Genomic DNA, 16,839 nt, shown 5'->3' on the forward strand with positions numbered 1-16,839 from the left:
TCCGCCTCTGCGGCGCATCCCGGTGCCGCAGGGGCAAAAAGGGGAGAGGGAGGGTGATGGCGGATGCGGGGAATTGCCCTCGCACGGCTCCGAAGGATCCGCCATGCTTCCCGCCACGATCTCCACCAGTGTCGCGCCCGAGACCATCAACAAAGTCACCCGGCTGTTCAACGGCTCGGTCAACGACATCCTGCATGAGCTGCTGCAGAACGCGCGCCGAGCTGGCGCGAGCGCGGTCGCCGTATCCACCATCGGCCGCGCGGGCGATCGACTGCTGCACATCGTTGACGATGGTCACGGCATCGCTGATCCGGCAAGCATCGTCACGCTCGGCCGCTCCGGGTGGAGTGACACGATCGCTCGCCGGGAAGACCCCGCCGGCATGGGCGTCTTCAGCCTTGCCGGTAGGGATGTTATCATCCGTTCGTGGTCCCAGGCCGCCCACCAAGGCTGGTGTGCCCACATCCCGGCTTCAGCGTGGGAGAGCAGCCGGCCGATCGCGATCTCACCGGATCCCATCGGGCGGGGAACCGCGATCAGCATACGCATGGACTCCGCGTGGGAGGACGAGGTCCTGCCGGCGCTGAGCCATGTTGCGCGTCACTACCCTCTACCCGTGACCTTCGACGGCGAAAGCCTCGAGCAGACGCCGTGGCTGGACGGGGCCATCTACGAGGAGCGCTGGAACGGGTGCCGCATCGGCGTGGTGAAGGAGCACAATCGCCGGGGCGGCGCGGATCGCCTCAACTTCCATGGCCTGACGATCCCGTGCCGGATGCCGGCCGTGCAGCAGGTCGGCCGTGGCGAGGAATGGACGGTGCTGGTCGACATCGTCGACTGCCCGGCGATCCAACTCGTGCTGCCGGCCCGCAAGGAAGTCGTTCAGAACGACGCGGTTACGGCGCTGCGCGAGGCCGCGAGCAAGGCGATCTACGGTGCTATCGCTTTGGAGGGGGCGCATCGGCTGTCGCATAAGGACTGGCTAGAAGCACGCAGGCTCGGCGTAGCGCTGCCTGAGGCCGCATGCCGTCTCCATGGGTGGTGCGCTCCGCACGCCGCTCCCGGCGAAAGCTATATGACCGGCAGCAGCTTCAGCGATGCCGCGATGATAATCATGCCGGACGTGCCCGCCATCGTGGCGCAGCCTGCCGAGCTTGCCATCCAGCAGCATAAGCCATTTGCCGGTCCGCTTGTGTTCGCTGAGCCCGCGTTTGCCGGCTATCGCTGGTACGACGGGCTCGCGCGCGTTCAGACGCTCGGTTTTACGATCGAGCAGGAGGGCCGCACCTTCCACATTAGCGACGAGGAGGGGGCACCTTCGGACGTCGACAACGGCTATGTCGAGCAGCTGACGCTCGAAGCGACCGTCGTCCACGGCGACGCGGTCACGACGGTCGCCTGCGACGCCGATGTCGCCTTTGGTCCGGATTTTGATCTTTCGACCGAAGTCGACGACGTTGTGATCTTCGTCCGACGCGGTGCGGAGCTGCCGGCCCGGGACGTTATCTCGCTCCTCCAGCGCGCTGCCTTCGAACCGAGCTCCGACAGCTGCGCCGACAGCTATGAAACGCAGGAGGAGCGGTTCAGGCGCGACGCCAGCGACCGGGTTCTGGCGCTCCTTGAGGGGACGGATGCTGCCCTCGAGGCACACATTCGCACGCTCTTCCGCGACTACCCGGTCGACGTGCCGGCGGATCGCTTGGTGACCGTCACCATGACCTCGGCAGGCGTATCGGTCACAATTGCCGAGCGCCTGCCGGAGGCAGGCTAAGATGGATTTGCCCCCGCCCCCCGTCGTCTTGGCCTATGGCATCGGGGTCGACAGCACCGCGCTCCTGGTCGAGCTCGTAGCGCGAGGTCAGGCGCCGGACCTTGTTCTAAGCGCCGACACAGGCGTCGAGAAACCGGCAACATACGCCTATCTCGACGTAATCCGTCCTTGGATGGACGGGCATGGCATCAGGCATGAACTGGTTTCGTACACTCCGAAACGGTTCAAACACTGGCCGCCCTACTACGGCCTGCTGGAAATGTGCCTGACCAACGCCACGCTGCCGAGCAAGAGCCTCGGCGGTTCGAGCTGCAGCCTCAAATACAAGAAGGCGCCGCAGGATGCCTTCCTCGCCAACTGGCAACCGGCGATCGACGCCTGGGCTCGCGGGCAGCGCGTGACGCGTCTCATAGGCTATGACGCAGGCCCCCGGGACACGCTCCGCGCGAACCACGCGCTGTCGATCGAGGATCCGCTCTATGACTGTCAGTCGCCGCTGCGGGAATGGGGCTGGGACCGCGATGCCTGCGTCAGGCGGATCATCGCCGAAGGTCTTCCAGTACCCCCGAAATCGGCCTGCTGGCTTTGCATCGCAAACAAGGCTGAGGAGATCCGCGACCTTCCTCGTTGGTGCCTTCGGCTGATCGTCTTGGTCGAAGCTAGAGCGGCACCGAGGCTCCACACCGTGGAGGGGCTATGGCGCCGCTCGACCAAAGCGCGCCCAGGCCGGATGACCGACTTCATTCGGGCGGAAGGGCTCCTCCCGAGCCGGGAAATAGACCGCATATGGCGCGACGCGCCGCTCGATCTGATCCGGTTTCAAGACGTCGCCGCGCTCGTGCCCGTTGGCGAGCGCCCAACCATGCAGAGCTGGCTCGAGCGCTTCAACGCAGGGCTGTTCGCCCGGCACGCGCCGATCGCGGCCTGACCATTCACGGAGGACACCATGACCGACAAGCAGGATGCGCGGCCGATAGATCCGGCGATCGAGCCGATGCTCGTTCTGTCGACCGCTCACATCACGCAGGAAACCTGCAACACCTTCCTGCCGACCTATTCCGGCCCCGCTTGGGAGAAGGGCGAGTATGGGTGGTTCATCTACGTGCCCGAGGATGTCGACGAGACGCTCCCGGTCGACCTCGCAGCCTGCATGGCCCTCGCGCGCACGAAATCGGCCTTCTGGGGGTCCGGTGAGAGGATGGTCAAAATCGTACGCTAAGGGTCCGGCGTTAGCGTGTCATTCCGCCCCGAGCCGGACCGATTAAGGCGCATAGATCGCATGACGGGTTAGGTGACACCGCTTGATGTGGATCACGCTGGACAGGCGCTCCGTCACGCATACCGTCGTTTGCGGAGCGTCCCGTTTCTCCATGTCCAACGGGCAGTTTCGGGAAAACGCATTCGGGAACAGGTTTTGGGAAAGCCGGTCGGTCACTACGGTCGCGGGCTGCCCCACGCTCCGGCCGTCTCGATGATCGTTCCCGATCGGGAAGATGCCGGGAGTTTAGAACGCCGTCCATTCTCGGGGGTCATCTGTGCGGGATCGGCCCCGCCGTTGCCATTATAGCCGGAGGCCGAACTTTGGTCCGATGAACGTCATTGTGGAATAGAGTACGATCGTCAGCAGACACCCCAATCCCAACGCTAGCGAGAAAGGCAGGCCGTGGCGCAGCATCACGGGGATGACGAGAAACATCGGTAGCGAAGGCAGGACATACCAGAACGTCGCCGCAGAGTGCGCAGCCATGTTCTCTGCGTCGGGCTTGGCGTTCCACAGCCAGATCATGCCCAGCACCGATACGAGGGGCAGCGACGCGATCAGCGCGCCAAAACCGGGGAAGCGCTTCGCCAGTTCGGAAGCGGCGGCGATGAGTATCCCGGAGATCGCTGCCTTGACGGTCAGAAAGATCATCGCCTGCTTCCCTAAGTCGGCGCGTCGGTTTGCGCCAGTTTCATCAGTCGGCGCGGCAGCTCGTCGAGCACGCGGCGGGCATCGCCAGGGCGCAGATTGCGCCAGCGCCGCACCTCCTCACGCGATCGGCCGCACCCCCGGCACCAGCCACTGCGACCATCGAAACCGCATAATTCGACGCACGGCGACTTCATGGCTCAGCGCCGCTCGATGGTCAGGTGGGCGAGTTCGTGCACCGGGGCGAGCCGGCGTTCGATCAGGTCGCGCGTCACATTACCCTCACCGATGACGCTGACGATGGCGGCATGGGCTTCCGGTCCAACGCGCCAAACGTGGAGATCGGTGATCCGCGCGTCTCCGGGCGTCTCGACCAGCTCGCGGATCTCGTCGGCGACATGATCGTCAGTCCGGTCAAGCAGGATGGCGGATGTGTCGCGCATCAGCGTCCACGACCAGCGCGCAATGACGATCGCCCCGACGATCCCCATGACCGGGTCCATCCAGACCCAGCCCAGATACCGGCCCGCTACGAGCGCGGCGATGGCAAGCACAGAAGTCAGGGCATCGGCTAGGACGTGAATGTACGCCGAGCGCAGATTGTTGTCGCCACCATGGCCATGCCCATGGTGGTGCCTGTCTTCGTGATGATGCCCATGATCGTGTCCGTGCCCGCCCGAGAGCAGCAAGGCGGAGGCGATGTTCACGAGAAGGCCGATCGCCGCGATCCAGGTCGCCTCCCCGAACGCGACGGTGATGGGCTGGAAAAGTCGGGCGACGGACTCGACGCCGATCGCAAGAGATATCAGGCCCAGCACCATCGCCGACGCGAACCCGGCAAGATCGCCGACCTTGCCGGTGCCAAAGCTGTAAGAGGGGTTACGGGCATGGCGCTTAGCGTAGGAATAGGCGAGCGCCGCCACGGTCAGTGCACCCGCGTGCGTCGCCATGTGAAAGCCATCGGCCAGCAGCGCCATCGAGCCGGTCACGTAGCCGGCGATGATCTCGCCGATCATCATCACGGCGGTGAGCCCAACGACCCAGCGCGTGCGCCGGGCATTCTCGTCGTGCGCTGCGCCAAGGAAGACATGCTCGTGGGTGTGAGCGTCGAATTTGGACACGGTAGCCATCGGCAGACCTACTTCGAGTAGCGGCGGATCACCGCCAACAGCTCGTCAGCTCCCTCCGCACGTTCCTCATCGCTCAAGCCGGGACGCGCGACGTGCGCCTCTAAATGCTCGGCGATGATCTCGTCCATCAAGCCGTTCACCGCGCCACGAACGGCTGCAACGAGGTGCAGCACTTTCGTGCATGAGGCGTCAGCTGAAAGCTCCCGTTCCACTGCGTTTACCTGCCCCGCGATGCGTCGAATGCGCGCAACAAGGTCGGCGTTCGTTCCAGTAAGATGTGACATAGGAGTACCCCCTACCCCTATTTGTCCTCAAAGTGCAATGAGGCAAGCCATTTGCCTCCAAAATCAGGTGCCGTACGAGGCCTGCGGCCGTCTCATATGAGCGTTCTACCGACGACTGACTGTCGCCGGTTGCGTAACCTTACAGCTTCGCCGAGCCTGCCAGTCGCGCGAGAAGCCCGACATCGAAGTAATCTCGCCAGGCGACAATACGCTCCCCCTCGACTTCGAAGATGCCCATGACCTTGGCGCGAGCTACTTCAGTTCCGTCGGCACGCTCGAAGCGGTCCAGACGTTCGGTCAACACCCGATTGCCGTCAGCGGCGATGGCGAGCATGTCGAAGTGGACTGCGGTGACGCCGGTCCGTTTTTCTGAGGCTTCGATCAGATCGATCGCCTCATCGGGACCGGTGGTCGAGCCGACGCCTTCGTTCACCCAGACGGTTTCGGGCGTGAACCACCGTCGAATGGCGGTTCTGCCGTGATCCTGTGAGCATGTCTCGCAGAAGGCCGTCACGATCTCGATCGGAGTTGGCATGCTATACTCCCTTATTTGACTGGTTGTTTAAGGTAGCGATTCGAATGTGATCGACCGCTCGCAGGGCGTTTTTGACGTCAGACATGGTCAAACATCTCGATGTCCGGTGCTATCGCAAGGAACGGTGTCGTCCGGGGTCGATGAACAGCCATGTGTGGCGATGCACGATGCCTGGCCAGCGCGTCATCGTCTTCATAGATTTCAACCAGCATGTAGCCGCCATCCGGCTTTTTGGACCGAAACAGTTCGTACAGCCGATTGCCCGGTTCGTTGGCGCGGACTGCCTCGGCCTGGTCAGCGAAGGCACGTTCGAAGCAGTCGCCGCTCCCCGGTTTGACGGTCAGTCGGACCATAGTGACGATCATCGGATAGCCTTTCGCCGATGGCAGGAGCGGACCCGGCGCACCGCAGCGGGCCGGGTCGTGCACCGGGTCACGCCAGTGCGACGAAATCCTGCGTCTTCATCGCATTGGCGTAGAAGGGCGCGATCTCCGCGAGGAAATCGTCCTGCTGCTTGCGGGTGTAGCCCGCCGAGGCATCGTAGAGGACGTTGGTGTGGTAGCCGAGGTCATGTGCGTGACGCATCGAGGACTCGACGCACTGGCGCAGCGAGAAACCGGCGAGGTAGACGTCGAAGATACCGTTGTTCCGCAGATAGCCGTCGAGCGTCGTGCCGACGAAGACGCTGCTGCCACCGGCGCGTTCGCGCACGACATGTTCGCCCTCGCCCGGTTCAAAACCTGGAAAGAAATCGGCCTGCTCGCCGAGGAACGAGCCATAATCGCGCATCATCTTGCGTAGCCCGAACTTGCCATCGCCCAGAACCTTGAACGTCGGCTCAAACTTCAGCGAAGCGTGGATCACGTGCATGCCCCGACGGCGTGCCTCGGCCAGCGCGATCCTGGAATTGGCGATCGCGGTATCGACCTGCCCGCGGTCCTGGAACGAAGGATAGATGCCGCCGGTCGGGGACAGCCAGTCGTTGACATATTCGATCAGGATCAGGGCGCTCTTGGATGCATCGGTCATGAGGGGCTCTTTCGTTTGGGGGCGAGGGTTAGGCGGCGATCATCGCGCCGTGCTGGCGCAGATGGTCGCGGAAGAGGTCGGGATAAGTATCGATCACGGCATCCCGGACACTCGGCCGCTCCGCGAGCGCCGCGCGCCACGTCGTCACGCGCGGCAGGCCGGCGAAGATCGGATCGGCGATCAGCGGATCGATGATCCCGAAATACCGGAACAGCGGCGCATACACCGCATCGACGAGGCTGAAGTCGGCACCGTTGAAATACGGACCGTCGACCAGGGCCGCCTCGATTGTGCTCAGCCGGTCGCGGAAGGCGGTGCGCTTGGCATCGGCAACGACGTCATCCTTGGCATGCAGGAACTGCCATGCCTCCGCGAAGGTCTGCGTTGCATAGTCGATCCACGCCCTGTGCCGGGCGCGGGTTACCGCGTCGCCTGGATGCAGCAAGCCGTTCGCCTGCGTCTCGTTCAGATATTCACAGATCGCGACGCTTTCGAAGAGGATCGCATCCCCGCCTTCCGGCTGTTGAACCTTGAGAACAGGCACCTTTCCCGTCGGGGACAGGTCAAGGAACCAGTCGGGCTTCGCCGACAGATCAACGTCGACGCGCTCGAACGGCACGTTCCTTTCCAGCAGGATGATCGCCGCACGCTGGACGAATGGGCAGAGCGGATGGCTGATGAGCGTCAGCTTCGGGTCGGTCATGAGGGTACTCCCGCGGTACGGATCAGAGCAACTGCCCGCCCGAGATGTCGAAGGTCGTTCCGTTCGCCCAAGCGAGGTCGTCGGACAGGATCGCGGCAACCGCGCCCCCGACATCGTCGGGTTCGCCGACGCGGCCGAGGGCGATCCCCTGAGCGACCCAGGCGTTGACGTCGCTGTTGTCCCGCACGGCACCGCCACCGAAATCCGTCGCGATCGCGCCGGGTGCGATTGCGTTTACGCGAATGCGACGGGCGCCCAATTCGACAGCCATGTAGCGCGTCAGGACCTCGACCGCCGCCTTCATGGCCGCATACAGGCTGTAACCCGGCAGGGTGAAGCGCACGAAGCCCGACGAGACGTTGAGGATACGCCCGCCGTCCGCGATCAGTGGCAGCAGCGCCTGGGTCAGGAACACCGGACCACGCAAATGGGTCGCGACGAGCGAGTCGAACTGCTCCTCGGTTGCTTCGGCGAAGTTGGCGAAGAGGCCGTTGCCGGCGTTATTGACGAGAAAGTCGAGATGGTCGCGCTCGAAAACGGTCTTCAGCTTCTCCGCGACGGCTGTAGCGAACTCGGCGAAAGTGGCCGTGTCGGTGACGTCGAGGGCCAGCATGACGGCGGTGCCGCCCATAGCCTCGATCTCCTGGCGGAGAGCGTCTGCCTCCGCCTCACCGCTGCGATAGGTGCCGATGATGGCGACACCTCGGCGCGCCAGGTGCAGCGCCATGTTGCGACCGAGACCGCGGCTTGCACCGGTGATGAGAGCAACAGGCTTCGACATAACGAGAGTTCCTTGGGAGGCATGTGGGCGACGGTGTCGGTGCGACGTCTGACGATGGTTGGAAGATATGCGGCGGGCCTTCGCGGCGCCCCCCTGATCGGCTCATGTTCTTGCCCGATTGTCTCAATGGCTTGGCCGATCCGGAGCGACATGCGATATGGCCGCTATGACAGACGACCTCTCCCGGCATCTCGATATTGCCCTGCGGCATGCGTCCGAGGGCGTGACCCGGACCCCGATCCCGCGCCTGGAGATCAGCGTGGGACAAGCCACCGAGGCCACATCGCCCTGCCTCTATCGATCGATGATCTGCTTCATCCTGCGCGGTTCGAAGGAGGTGGCGCTTAATGAAGATTTGCTGCGCTATGATCCGGCGCAGTATCTCATCAGCGCACTCGATCTGCCGCTCAGCGGCCGGATCTGTGACGCCGACGATGGTGCATCCTATGTCGCCGTGTCGATGACCCTCGATCCGGCCCTGCTAGCCGAGGTTGCAGTATCGATGCCCGCAAGCCGCGATGCCGAGCCGCAAGGGGTCGGGATCGCGATCAATCCGATGACGGTCCCGCTGCGCGACACGCTGCTGAGACTATTGGCACTGCTCGACACGCCCCACGACATCCCTGGCCTTGCGCCGATCATCGAGCGGGAACTGTTCTATCGATTGCTGCAAGGGCCTCAGGGTCGCCTACTCCGCCAGATCGCACAACCGGACGGCGCGCTCGGCCGCATCCGTCGCGCGGTAGCCTGGATACGGGACCATCATGCGACCCGCTTGCGCATCGAGGCGCTGTGCGATGCCAGCGGCATGAGCCGTGCCAGCCTTCATCGCCACTTCGTCGCTCTGACGGGTCTCAGTCCGATCCAGTATCAGAAGCAACTCCGTCTGCAGGAGGCGCGGCAGTTGCTGCTGGCGGGCGATCACAGTGCGTCCGATGTTGCCTTTGCGGTCGGCTATGAAAGCGCGTCGCAGTTCAGCCGGGAATATGTCCGGCAGTTCGGCGCCCCGCCCGTCCGCGATATTCGGCAGATCCGGCAGGCGATTGATGGTCCTGTAGCATCGACTGTGATCTGAACCTGCGCCCGGCACCGGGGGCATGAGTGCCGTATTCATGCCCCCGCATAGTGTCTCATTTCACCATCCCAATCGGGACGGTCGCCGGGCTTAGCGTACGATTTTGACCATCCTCTCACCGGACCCCTTCTGGATCATGCTCGATCGCGACGAGCCTGAAGTAGACGGTCTCCCAGTCTTCGACTGGTGAATCTGGATCACGAACCCAACGCCGGGACCGCGCCCTGTGCCCGCCTATTCGGAGACCCCAGATGGTCGACACGACCGACAGCAATATCGACACCATCGGCCGCCTCAACGATCGGTGCCGTCAGGGCCTTGATCGGACGGCTAAGGTGATGATGACCAGCTCCTGCCTCGCCGCGTTCACCGAGGACGGGACGAGCGCGCTCGCGGTTCAGATTGGCATTGTCGATGCCCTTCGGCGCTGCACCTTCGATCCGCGCGATCGGGAGCGAAATCGCGGCGAGTTCGAGTTTCGCGGACAGACCGTCTATTTCTCGATCGACTATTACGATCTTGCCCGAGAGTACGGATCAGAGGACCCCGCCGATCCGGCCAAGACGCGCCGGGTCCTCATGATGATGTTGCGCGGTGACCTCTGAGGCGCACCTGGTGGACTGACCGGGGCGGGCAGTGACCGCCTCAAGAGGCAAGGGTCGCATACCACATGCCGAATGCGTTGCTGACGATGTGGACGATCAAGCCAGGCACGATGGAGCGCGATTGAACGGCGCATAGGCCCGTCCCCAGCCCGAGGCATAGCGATGCCACGAGATTTGCTGGCTCGAAATGCAAGGTGACGAACAACAGGGCCGAGGCGAGGACTGCCACCACGCGCCAGCCACGATCGACGAGTGTGCCGAGCAGATATCCGCGGTAAAGCACCTCCTCGATCATCGGCGCTACCAGCACTGTTGCAACGAGCAGCGCGATGCCGGATGGCCCGGCCATCGATGCCACCAGCGCGCGGCCGACTTCGAGACTGCTCGACGCACCCGACTGCCAAACGGTGGCACCCTGCAACGCCAATATTCCGAGTGGGATTTGCGCAATCGCAAGGCCGACCAGCATGGTCACAAGGGTCGAACGATCACAATCCGGTTTGACCATCAGAACAGCGCGAGCGCGGCCGACCTTGCGGATATCCATCGCCACCAGGCCGAGCATTACGACGGCACCAAGAACGATCGTCGCGGCGGTAAGCGAGGCCGAGGCCGGATCTAAACCAAGCGCAGGGCCGACGAGATAGTGGATGATGGTGAGGGCCGCCTGATGCGCAATCAGCAGTGCCGCAACGATCCATAGGGTCGGCCTCGAGGAGGATCGCGGGGTCTGCACGGCGAATACGGGAGCCGCAGCCATCTCGTTCATCCTTCACCCCTTCACGACAGGAGACCGCAGTGTCGTGCATTAAGTCTCAGCAGAACCATGCCCGTCAATGCCGTCCTCGCGATCGGCGCTTCGACGTCATGCAGCTTCTCGGCCCGACGCCGGAAAACGCCGAATGGGAGGCCGAGAAGGCGGGTTGGCGCAGCTTTGTGATGGGCAATGCCAACCTGGCCTATCGGCGCGGCACGAAGCTGCGCCACGCATGGCAGCGAGGGTATGACGGTGCCTCGCGCAGCAGCGATGCGGTCCGATTGATGCTGTAGCCAATGAAGGCATGTCGCCCGCGGCGTCAGGGAGGGAAGGGGGGAAGGGGCTGTTGGGTCATGTAGATCCGGGAGCCTCACAATGAACGCATTCAGGCACGCGACGGCCGAGGTGGTTATCCGCCACGGCCACATGGCGTGCGGCCTTGGCGCCGGCGCTGCCGGCATGAACGCCGCCAATCCCCGCGTGGGACCACTTCGAGGCCGGTTCGAGTGCGCGGGCGGTATCGATGTCGATGAAGGCGCGATCCGCAATTTTGAGCGCCTGACCGGCGTGAAGGGCACGGTCATGGACCTCTTCAGCGAGGCACAGTACCGGGCCTTCCACGGTAAGGCGCCACCTCCGGGGTGGCGTGAAGCGACGCCGCGCGACGTGCGTGGCGTGTTCGGCCGCCTCGACATCCTTTTCGCGAGCTATCCCTGCAAAGGCTTCTCCGGCTTGCTGTCGGCGCGGACGGCCGAAACTGCCAAGTACCAGGCGCTCAACGACCTCACGACGCGCGGCATGATGCTGAGCCTTGAGGCGTATCGTGACGATCCGGTCGCTATCGTTGCCTTCGAGAACGTGCCGCGGATCGCGTCGTCGCGTGGCGCGCGCTTCCTTGCGAAGATCGACGCTCTGTACCGCGCCTACGGGTATGTGGTGAGCGACGTGGAGGACAGCATCCACGACTGCGGCACGATCGGCGGGCTCGCACAGAGCCGTAAGCGGTTCCTTCGCCTTTTCCGTCATCCGTCCAAGGTGCCGAATTTCATCTATCAGCCCGCCAAGAAGCGGCTCCGCGGCGTTGGCGAGGTGATCGGCAAACTGCCGCTGCCCGGCGACCCGGTCGCCGGCGTCATGCATCGCGTGCCTGCGCTCCAGTGGAAGACGTGGGTGCGCCTTGCCTTCGTGCCGGCGGGGCGGGACTGGCGCGCGCTGAACGATCTCGCCGTCGTCGACGGGCACCTCCGAGACTTCGCCATCGTACCCGAGCAGGCGTTGCGAGAGAACGCGCTGGGCGTCCTCGACTGGTCTAATCCCGCGCCGACGCTCACCTCGGCTCGCTCGCCGGCTCAAGGCCGCTTCTCGGTTGCCGACGTCCGCGTGCCTGCGGATTGGAACACCGATGTCCTCGGCGTGCGCAAATGGGATGGCCACACTGGGACCGTCGCGGGTCGCACGGGTCCGACGAACGGCGCCTACAGCGTTGCAGATCCTCGCCCCGACTACGGTGAGAACACGCATCGTCACGTCCTCGGCGTGCGGGACTGGGAGCAAAGCGCGGCGACGATCAGCGGAAGCCCCAAGCCGAGTGGCGGTGCCCATGCCGTCGCTGATCCGCGGGTCGACGGCCATCCCAAAAGCGTCCAACTCGGCGTGCGGCCGTGGTCGGAGCCAGCACCGTGCATCAAGGCCGACGTCGCGGTCGGATCCGGTCCCTATGCCGTGTCCGACCCCCGAACCGTCGGCCCTCGCCTAGGCAACGTGTTTCGGATCGTGCCGCTTGGCGGCTCCGAAGCCGGCGAGCCCGTCGCCGACCCCCGGCCGACGCACGGCAGCGGCGCTCATCACAACAAGATGAAGGTGGTTGCGGCCGACCAAGCAGCTCCGACGATCACCGGATCGGATCGCGTCGGGTCTGGTGCGCTCTCTGTCGCCGACCCGAGGCCGGGATATGCGTCGGGCACGCATCGCAACATCCTCGCGGTCACCGATTTCGGCGATACCGCCAAAGTCGTCACTGGGGCCATCCATCCCGCAGGCGGTGCGCTGTCGGTCGCAGATCCCCGCCCGGTCGGCCTCAGCTCCGGTGCCCGAGATCAGCACAGCTACAACAGCCAGGCGCACTATGGCGTGGTCCGCTGGGAAGACACGAGCGTCGCAGTCCCCGGTTACGCGAAATACGACCGCGGCAAGTGGTCGGTCGCGGATCCCCGCATCCCCCAGGCCGAGCCGCTGGCCGCCTTGCCGGCGCCGAACGATCGGGTGGTTGCCCGGATCATCGCCTCCGATGGGACATGGCACCGACCGTTTACGACCCTGGAGCTGGCCGCTCTTCAGTCGCTATTTGACCCTGAGCAGGTCTTCCGCTTCGACAGCGAACGCGATGCCTGGTCGATGGCGCAGCCTTTCGAGCTCGAGGGATCATCCGACGCCCAGAAGCGGGAATGGATCGGCAATGCGGTCCCATCGGCTGCGGCGCAGGGCATGGCCGAGGAGATCGGTGAAGCGCTGCTACTCGCTCGGCTCGGCGAAACCTTCACGCTTTCGCACAAGGCGATCTGGGTTTCGCCTTTCCGGATGGCGCTGGCAGTCGACCACAGCCCCATACAGGCGATCACGGACGGCCCTGGCCTTGGCTGGGGAGAGGCGTGATGGTCGATCCTTCGAACCTTTCGCGGCCGCGGTCGAGCGAGCCCCATGTGCGCAACCCGGTCCTCGCGCTGCCGAGCATCGGCCGACTGCAGGCAATGACGCCGGCGACGCGAGCCGAGTTGCGGCTCGTCCTTCTCGATCTGCGACACGACGCGCAGACGCGAGCCGAGGAATGCTGGCGGCGTCACAAGGCGCCGATGGCTGCCTATTGGAAGGTGGTCTCGGTGTACGCGGGACACCTGTCGCGGGTCCTGCGATGAGGTACGATCCGCGCATAGCCACGATCTCCCCGGACGAGTTCGCGGAGTTGATGGCACTCGTTCGTCGTGCCGATGAAGGCCCGAGGCCGCAAACCGACGACGACCTATGGCGCGCCACCTATGCCGAAGAGCAACGCAAGCGGCGGGTCGTCGGGTATCAGCAGGATCTCTTCGGATCCAAGGCAACGACGCACTTTCGTCGTAACCGAGCCGCGCCAGACTGGGATCGGCCGCCCGTCGAGACGATCGAGCAGAAGCTTGAGCGGATCCAAGGCGACCCGTTTGCGACGTTCGGTCCGCCACGATCAGATCGGCCGTCTATCCTGTCGCCGGACGAACGCGCCGCGATCGTTCGCAAGGCCGGAAACTGGCTTGCGGTGCGCCGGCGCGTCCGACTGGTAGACGCACCGGGATCCGTTGATCCGGCATTCGGAATCCAACGTTTTCTCGGTCGGGAAGGCGTGGTGTGGCGCCTCTGCGGAGCCCCATTGGCGGACCATTGCTATGTCTTCTTCGATCCCGTTGGGGCCGAGCGCACGGCCAAGATCGAGATGGCAGAGTTGCGGGACCTGGAGCCAGTCCGATGAGCTGGCGGGAGCCCGACCTCTTCTACGGCGACAAAGAGCCCCCGCGGTCGCTCCCCCCGATGAAGGCCTACCGTGCAGCCCCCCGCAGCACGCCGAAGCCGTTTGCTTGGGAGAGCATGGGGACGTGGGTTCGCCACATGCACCGGCTCTTTGCGCTCGAAGGCCCCAACAGAGATCACTATCGTCGCACCCGTGAGACCGCGCGCGCCCTGACGGTCGAACGCATACGGGAATGCCGGCACGATGACGATCTTGAACGCTGCGAGGCGATGCTGGTCGAGGCCGCAGCCGGGTGGCTCTACGGTCTCGATCGCGCCTTCAGCCGGGCGGAACGCGGCACACTGCTGGTCGAGGTGCGGAACCGGCGTAAGCTGATCGCCCTCGGCCGAACCGAGGCAAAGCCGAAGGGGCGGCGCCTTGATGAAACGCGCCTGCCGTTTTCCGCTCTTATCAGGCTGATCCAGACCCATCAGGACCCACTCGTCGTTGAACGGCTGCGCCTTGAGCGAGCCCGACGTGATGCCATCGGAGAGACCCCGTGATCGACTTGTCCTATCGACCCCGCCTGAGCGACCTGCGGCCCATCGTGTCGACGGACCAAGGCTTGCTTGCGTCAGAAGCGGCCCCGGTCCGCATATCGTCAGCCTCCTCCTTTGCAGGGCGACAGGGCTACCAAGCCGAGCATCTCGGTGAGTTTGTCGTGCCACTGCCAGGCACCTCCGAGATCGCAGCCGACGTCCTGCCCGTCGCCGGCAGGACAGATGCACGGCTCGACTATGAGCATTTCACGGTCGTGATGTCCAAGAGCCGGCGCTTGGCGCTCTTCACCGGCGTCAACATCGACGGCAGCGCAAGCGTCTCAGTCCCGCGTGGAGGCGACCCATGGGCCTTTGACGGACGCATTCCCGAAGAGGCCCAGGCCGGAGACGAACTCTACGCCAACAACGACTTCGACCGCGGCCACCTTGTCCGGCGCGAAGACCCGAATTGGGGGCCGAGTGCCAGCATCGCCAATCGCGACACCTTTCACTTCACCAATTGCGCACCGCAGCTCTCAGCGTTCAATCAGCGCACCTGGCTCAGCCTCGAGGACTATATCCTCAGCAACACACGCAGGGTTGGCGAGCGCGCAACCGTGTTTACCGGCCCGGTCTTCAGGGCAGACGATCCGGTCTATCGCGGCATTGCGATCCCGCTCGCCTATTGGAAGGTCGTCGCCTTCATCCATGATGACGGGCGTCCGTCAGCGTCGGCCTACCTTATCGATCAGGATGTCGATCTGAACGAGCACACGCTGCTGTTCGGTGCGTTCAAGACCTATCAGCGCTCCGTCACTGGGATCGCTAAGCTGACGTCTCTCGACTTTGGAGACTTGGTCCGTTTCGACGGTTTCTCGAATGAGGAGGCGGCAACTGGCACGACCGTTCGACGGCTGATCGCGGGGCCGGGGGACATTCTGCTCTGAGACCAAAATTTATCCTGTCCTACATAGAACAAACGTGGAACATGGGCCGTCGGATCAACATGGAGTCGGGAGACATGACCGACATGATCGACGGCCCGATGCTGGTGGGGATCGCCGCGCTCATCACCAGTATCGTCAATGCCATCACCACCCTGCGGCCTCGCGATCGGCTGCCGGAGCGACCAAGGGAACCGCGCCTGCCCAGGCGTAGAAAGGGGAGGGAGGTGCGAAGTTCGAGGGCATGATGCCCGAAAGCTGAAGGAGACTGCCATGCGCCGCTGCGCCAGTGCCGTTCTACCGCTGATGATCGCTCCACTGCTTCTGGCTGGGTGCGCCACGAACGCAATCAGGCTGGAGGCTGCAGGGACGCTACAAGCCCGAAGCCGCGAGGCGGTAACCGCGACCGCCAGCTATTTCGATGCCATCGAGCAACGTCGCCGTGAGGCAGCGGCAGCACTGGTCGCGAGCGATCCGAGCTGCCTGCCGGCGACGCCCTTACGGATCCAGGTGCCTATCACGCCATCGGCACCGGCAGCGCCGCTGTGCCTCGCGAACGAAGCACCATCGCCGGGCTACACCGCGTTCGAGATCGACATCGGCAGCAGCCCGCGCGCCGTGCTGGAGCCGCGCGTTGCCCTTGTCGCCGCGATCAGCGACTATGCCGATGCGCTGGCCGCGATCCTTGATGCGCCCAAGACCGACGTCTCGGCCGAGATCACGGCCTTCGCCGACCAGGCGGACCGGCTCGCCCGGTTCACCAACTTCGTCGCCGGCACCGACCTGCCGAATGTGAATGCAGCCGTCGCCAGCGAACAGGGGCAGAGCCTTGTCGCGCTGATCGCCTTTGCCGACGAGCTCGCACGCGAAGCGCGGCAGACCCACGATGTGCGGGCTCTCGTTGTCGAGCGTGGGGCCGTCGTCGACCGCGCGCTCGCATCGCTTTCGGCGCAGGTCACGACCTGGGGCAGGGGAGCGGCGCGTAACGCCGACGACCTCTATGGCAATGCGTTGTTCCGGACGTACATCCGCAACCGCGCGAGCCTGTCCGCTGACCAGCGCGAGCAGCTCGCCGGCCGGGTCTTCGCCGCGCGCGAGGCCGCGAAGGATGGACCGGCCCGCGCCGCACAGGTCGCCGACGCCATCGACCTCGCCGCCAAGGCACAAGCAAGCCTGCGCGATGCGCTCGCCGGACGGCTGACACCGGCGCAGCGCCGCGCCGCAGCGCGCCTCAACATCGACCGCATCACGCGCGCGCTTGGCCTGATCGCCTCGCTCGCAACCCCCGCCTGAGGAGGA

At 64.5% G+C, this 16,839-nt stretch carries 24 protein-coding genes; 14 read left to right on the forward strand and 10 right to left on the reverse strand.

All coding sequences use genetic code 11. The annotated features are described in order from the left end of the window. The first annotated feature begins 103 nt into the window (after window positions 1-103). The 3 genes from ACU5AX_RS18705 to ACU5AX_RS18715 are packed head-to-tail and all read left to right on the forward strand — an operon-like array spanning window position 104 to window position 2,990. Window positions 104-1,771, forward strand: coding sequence for an ATP-binding protein (locus ACU5AX_RS18705; RefSeq protein ID WP_446692064.1), 1,668 nt, complete (start codon window positions 104-106; stop codon window positions 1,769-1,771). 1 nt (window position 1,772) lies between these two features. Further along, window positions 1,773-2,699 (forward strand): hypothetical protein, encoded by a 927-nt coding sequence (locus ACU5AX_RS18710; RefSeq protein ID WP_446692065.1) that lies wholly within the window; start codon window positions 1,773-1,775, stop codon window positions 2,697-2,699. Window positions 2,700-2,717: 18 nt separating this feature from the next. Then, complete coding sequence (locus ACU5AX_RS18715) at window positions 2,718-2,990, forward strand: DUF5983 family protein (RefSeq protein WP_446692066.1); 273 nt, start codon at window positions 2,718-2,720, stop codon at window positions 2,988-2,990. A 342-nt stretch (window positions 2,991-3,332) separates the two neighbouring features. On the opposite strand, the gene ACU5AX_RS18720 is transcribed toward ACU5AX_RS18715, so the two are convergent. The 9 genes from ACU5AX_RS18720 to ACU5AX_RS18760 form a co-directional block, all read right to left on the reverse strand. After that, window positions 3,333-3,683, reverse strand: coding sequence for a DUF3147 family protein (locus ACU5AX_RS18720; RefSeq protein ID WP_446692067.1), 351 nt, complete (start codon window positions 3,681-3,683; stop codon window positions 3,333-3,335). A gap of 11 nt (window positions 3,684-3,694) precedes the next feature. Further along, complete coding sequence (locus tag ACU5AX_RS18725) at window positions 3,695-3,877, reverse strand: DUF1289 domain-containing protein (protein WP_446692068.1); 183 nt, start codon at window positions 3,875-3,877, stop codon at window positions 3,695-3,697. Window positions 3,878-3,880: 3 nt separating this feature from the next. Beyond that, window positions 3,881-4,810, reverse strand: coding sequence for a CDF family Co(II)/Ni(II) efflux transporter DmeF (gene dmeF / locus ACU5AX_RS18730; RefSeq protein WP_446692069.1), 930 nt, complete (start codon window positions 4,808-4,810; stop codon window positions 3,881-3,883). Window positions 4,811-4,818: 8 nt separating this feature from the next. Then, entirely contained in the window at window positions 4,819-5,094 is a 276-nt protein-coding gene (locus ACU5AX_RS18735; protein ID WP_446692070.1) for a metal/formaldehyde-sensitive transcriptional repressor, read from the reverse strand. Between the two features lie 139 nt (window positions 5,095-5,233). Continuing rightward, window positions 5,234-5,629, reverse strand: a complete 396-nt coding sequence (locus tag ACU5AX_RS18740) for a limonene-1,2-epoxide hydrolase family protein (RefSeq protein WP_446692071.1) — start codon at window positions 5,627-5,629, stop codon at window positions 5,234-5,236. Window positions 5,630-5,706: 77 nt separating this feature from the next. After that, window positions 5,707-5,994 (reverse strand): putative quinol monooxygenase, encoded by a 288-nt coding sequence (locus ACU5AX_RS18745; protein ID WP_446692072.1) that lies wholly within the window; start codon window positions 5,992-5,994, stop codon window positions 5,707-5,709. Between the two features lie 67 nt (window positions 5,995-6,061). Beyond that, the gene (locus ACU5AX_RS18750) at window positions 6,062-6,658 is read right to left on the reverse strand and encodes a cysteine hydrolase family protein (RefSeq protein WP_446692073.1); all 597 of its coding nucleotides are present in this window, start codon (window positions 6,656-6,658) and stop codon (window positions 6,062-6,064) included. 28 nt (window positions 6,659-6,686) lie between these two features. Then, window positions 6,687-7,361 (reverse strand): glutathione S-transferase family protein, encoded by a 675-nt coding sequence (locus ACU5AX_RS18755; RefSeq protein ID WP_446692074.1) that lies wholly within the window; start codon window positions 7,359-7,361, stop codon window positions 6,687-6,689. Between the two features lie 22 nt (window positions 7,362-7,383). Continuing rightward, entirely contained in the window at window positions 7,384-8,142 is a 759-nt protein-coding gene (locus tag ACU5AX_RS18760; RefSeq protein ID WP_446692075.1) for an SDR family NAD(P)-dependent oxidoreductase, read from the reverse strand. Window positions 8,143-8,308: 166 nt separating this feature from the next. On the opposite strand from ACU5AX_RS18760, the gene ACU5AX_RS18765 reads away from it, so the two are divergent. The 3 genes from ACU5AX_RS18765 to ACU5AX_RS18775 all read left to right on the forward strand — a co-directional run bounded on the left by ACU5AX_RS18765 (window position 8,309) and on the right by ACU5AX_RS18775 (window position 9,822). Then, window positions 8,309-9,217: an AraC family transcriptional regulator gene (locus ACU5AX_RS18765; RefSeq protein WP_446692076.1), complete on the forward strand. Its 909-nt coding sequence runs from the start codon at window positions 8,309-8,311 to the stop codon at window positions 9,215-9,217. 103 nt (window positions 9,218-9,320) lie between these two features. Further along, window positions 9,321-9,407, forward strand: a complete 87-nt coding sequence (locus ACU5AX_RS18770; RefSeq protein ID WP_446692106.1) for a DUF5983 family protein — start codon at window positions 9,321-9,323, stop codon at window positions 9,405-9,407. 61 nt (window positions 9,408-9,468) lie between these two features. Then, on the forward strand, window positions 9,469-9,822 hold the full coding sequence (locus tag ACU5AX_RS18775) for a DUF3768 domain-containing protein (RefSeq protein WP_446692077.1): 354 nt from the start codon (window positions 9,469-9,471) through the stop codon (window positions 9,820-9,822). Between the two features lie 40 nt (window positions 9,823-9,862). Here the strand turns inward: ACU5AX_RS18775 and ACU5AX_RS18780 are convergent, their stop codons facing one another. After that, window positions 9,863-10,591 (reverse strand): CPBP family intramembrane glutamic endopeptidase, encoded by a 729-nt coding sequence (locus ACU5AX_RS18780; RefSeq protein WP_446692078.1) that lies wholly within the window; start codon window positions 10,589-10,591, stop codon window positions 9,863-9,865. Between the two features lie 98 nt (window positions 10,592-10,689). Between ACU5AX_RS18780 and ACU5AX_RS18785 the strand changes: the two genes are divergently transcribed. The 8 genes from ACU5AX_RS18785 to ACU5AX_RS18820 all read left to right on the forward strand — a co-directional run bounded on the left by ACU5AX_RS18785 (window position 10,690) and on the right by ACU5AX_RS18820 (window position 16,833). Continuing rightward, window positions 10,690-10,872, forward strand: a complete 183-nt coding sequence (locus tag ACU5AX_RS18785) for a hypothetical protein (RefSeq protein WP_446692079.1) — start codon at window positions 10,690-10,692, stop codon at window positions 10,870-10,872. Window positions 10,873-10,954: 82 nt separating this feature from the next. After that, a complete protein-coding gene (locus tag ACU5AX_RS18790; RefSeq protein WP_446692080.1) occupies window positions 10,955-13,231 on the forward strand; it encodes a DNA cytosine methyltransferase in 2,277 nt (758 codons plus the stop codon). Next, complete coding sequence (locus ACU5AX_RS18795; RefSeq protein ID WP_446692081.1) at window positions 13,231-13,491, forward strand: hypothetical protein; 261 nt, start codon at window positions 13,231-13,233, stop codon at window positions 13,489-13,491. The genes ACU5AX_RS18790 and ACU5AX_RS18795 overlap by 1 nt, the downstream gene beginning before the upstream one ends. Beyond that, complete coding sequence (locus ACU5AX_RS18800) at window positions 13,488-14,078, forward strand: hypothetical protein (RefSeq protein ID WP_446692082.1); 591 nt, start codon at window positions 13,488-13,490, stop codon at window positions 14,076-14,078. The genes ACU5AX_RS18795 and ACU5AX_RS18800 overlap by 4 nt, the downstream gene beginning before the upstream one ends. Next, window positions 14,075-14,620 carry a hypothetical protein gene (locus tag ACU5AX_RS18805; protein WP_446692083.1) on the forward strand — a complete coding sequence of 182 codons (546 nt, stop codon included), beginning with the start codon at window positions 14,075-14,077 and terminating at the stop codon, window positions 14,618-14,620. Before ACU5AX_RS18800 ends, ACU5AX_RS18805 begins: the two co-directional genes overlap by 4 nt. Next, on the forward strand, window positions 14,617-15,543 hold the full coding sequence (locus ACU5AX_RS18810; RefSeq protein WP_446692084.1) for a DNA/RNA non-specific endonuclease: 927 nt from the start codon (window positions 14,617-14,619) through the stop codon (window positions 15,541-15,543). Before ACU5AX_RS18805 ends, ACU5AX_RS18810 begins: the two co-directional genes overlap by 4 nt. Before the next feature lie 74 nt (window positions 15,544-15,617). Continuing rightward, window positions 15,618-15,788 carry a hypothetical protein gene (locus tag ACU5AX_RS18815; RefSeq protein ID WP_446692085.1) on the forward strand — a complete coding sequence of 57 codons (171 nt, stop codon included), beginning with the start codon at window positions 15,618-15,620 and terminating at the stop codon, window positions 15,786-15,788. A gap of 58 nt (window positions 15,789-15,846) precedes the next feature. Next, the gene (locus tag ACU5AX_RS18820; RefSeq protein WP_446692086.1) at window positions 15,847-16,833 is read left to right on the forward strand and encodes a hypothetical protein; all 987 of its coding nucleotides are present in this window, start codon (window positions 15,847-15,849) and stop codon (window positions 16,831-16,833) included. Window positions 16,834-16,839: the final 6 nt, after the last annotated feature.

It is taken from the genome of Sphingomonas benefaciens, from assembly GCF_052907485.1.

Coding starts and splice junctions, on each gene's coding strand:
- ACU5AX_RS18775 (WP_446692077.1), top strand. CDS start 9,469: ATGGTCGACACGACCGACAGCAATATCGACACCATCGGCCGCCTCAAC.
- ACU5AX_RS18710 (WP_446692065.1), top strand. CDS start 1,773: ATGGATTTGCCCCCGCCCCCCGTCGTCTTGGCCTATGGCATCGGGGTC.
- ACU5AX_RS18805 (WP_446692083.1), top strand. CDS start 14,075: ATGAGCTGGCGGGAGCCCGACCTCTTCTACGGCGACAAAGAGCCCCCG.
- dmeF (WP_446692069.1), bottom strand. CDS start 4,810: ATGGCTACCGTGTCCAAATTCGACGCTCACACCCACGAGCATGTCTTC.
- ACU5AX_RS18750 (WP_446692073.1), bottom strand. CDS start 6,658: ATGACCGATGCATCCAAGAGCGCCCTGATCCTGATCGAATATGTCAAC.
- ACU5AX_RS18740 (WP_446692071.1), bottom strand. CDS start 5,629: ATGCCAACTCCGATCGAGATCGTGACGGCCTTCTGCGAGACATGCTCA.
- ACU5AX_RS18725 (WP_446692068.1), bottom strand. CDS start 3,877: ATGAAGTCGCCGTGCGTCGAATTATGCGGTTTCGATGGTCGCAGTGGC.
- ACU5AX_RS18715 (WP_446692066.1), top strand. CDS start 2,718: ATGACCGACAAGCAGGATGCGCGGCCGATAGATCCGGCGATCGAGCCG.
- ACU5AX_RS18800 (WP_446692082.1), top strand. CDS start 13,488: ATGAGGTACGATCCGCGCATAGCCACGATCTCCCCGGACGAGTTCGCG.
- ACU5AX_RS18755 (WP_446692074.1), bottom strand. CDS start 7,361: ATGACCGACCCGAAGCTGACGCTCATCAGCCATCCGCTCTGCCCATTC.
- ACU5AX_RS18705 (WP_446692064.1), top strand. CDS start 104: ATGCTTCCCGCCACGATCTCCACCAGTGTCGCGCCCGAGACCATCAAC.
- ACU5AX_RS18785 (WP_446692079.1), top strand. CDS start 10,690: ATGCAGCTTCTCGGCCCGACGCCGGAAAACGCCGAATGGGAGGCCGAG.
- ACU5AX_RS18735 (WP_446692070.1), bottom strand. CDS start 5,094: ATGTCACATCTTACTGGAACGAACGCCGACCTTGTTGCGCGCATTCGA.
- ACU5AX_RS18760 (WP_446692075.1), bottom strand. CDS start 8,142: ATGTCGAAGCCTGTTGCTCTCATCACCGGTGCAAGCCGCGGTCTCGGT.
- ACU5AX_RS18765 (WP_446692076.1), top strand. CDS start 8,309: ATGACAGACGACCTCTCCCGGCATCTCGATATTGCCCTGCGGCATGCG.
- ACU5AX_RS18795 (WP_446692081.1), top strand. CDS start 13,231: ATGGTCGATCCTTCGAACCTTTCGCGGCCGCGGTCGAGCGAGCCCCAT.
- ACU5AX_RS18815 (WP_446692085.1), top strand. CDS start 15,618: ATGACCGACATGATCGACGGCCCGATGCTGGTGGGGATCGCCGCGCTC.
- ACU5AX_RS18820 (WP_446692086.1), top strand. CDS start 15,847: ATGATCGCTCCACTGCTTCTGGCTGGGTGCGCCACGAACGCAATCAGG.
- ACU5AX_RS18790 (WP_446692080.1), top strand. CDS start 10,955: ATGAACGCATTCAGGCACGCGACGGCCGAGGTGGTTATCCGCCACGGC.
- ACU5AX_RS18780 (WP_446692078.1), bottom strand. CDS start 10,591: ATGAACGAGATGGCTGCGGCTCCCGTATTCGCCGTGCAGACCCCGCGA.
- ACU5AX_RS18720 (WP_446692067.1), bottom strand. CDS start 3,683: ATGATCTTTCTGACCGTCAAGGCAGCGATCTCCGGGATACTCATCGCC.
- ACU5AX_RS18745 (WP_446692072.1), bottom strand. CDS start 5,994: ATGATCGTCACTATGGTCCGACTGACCGTCAAACCGGGGAGCGGCGAC.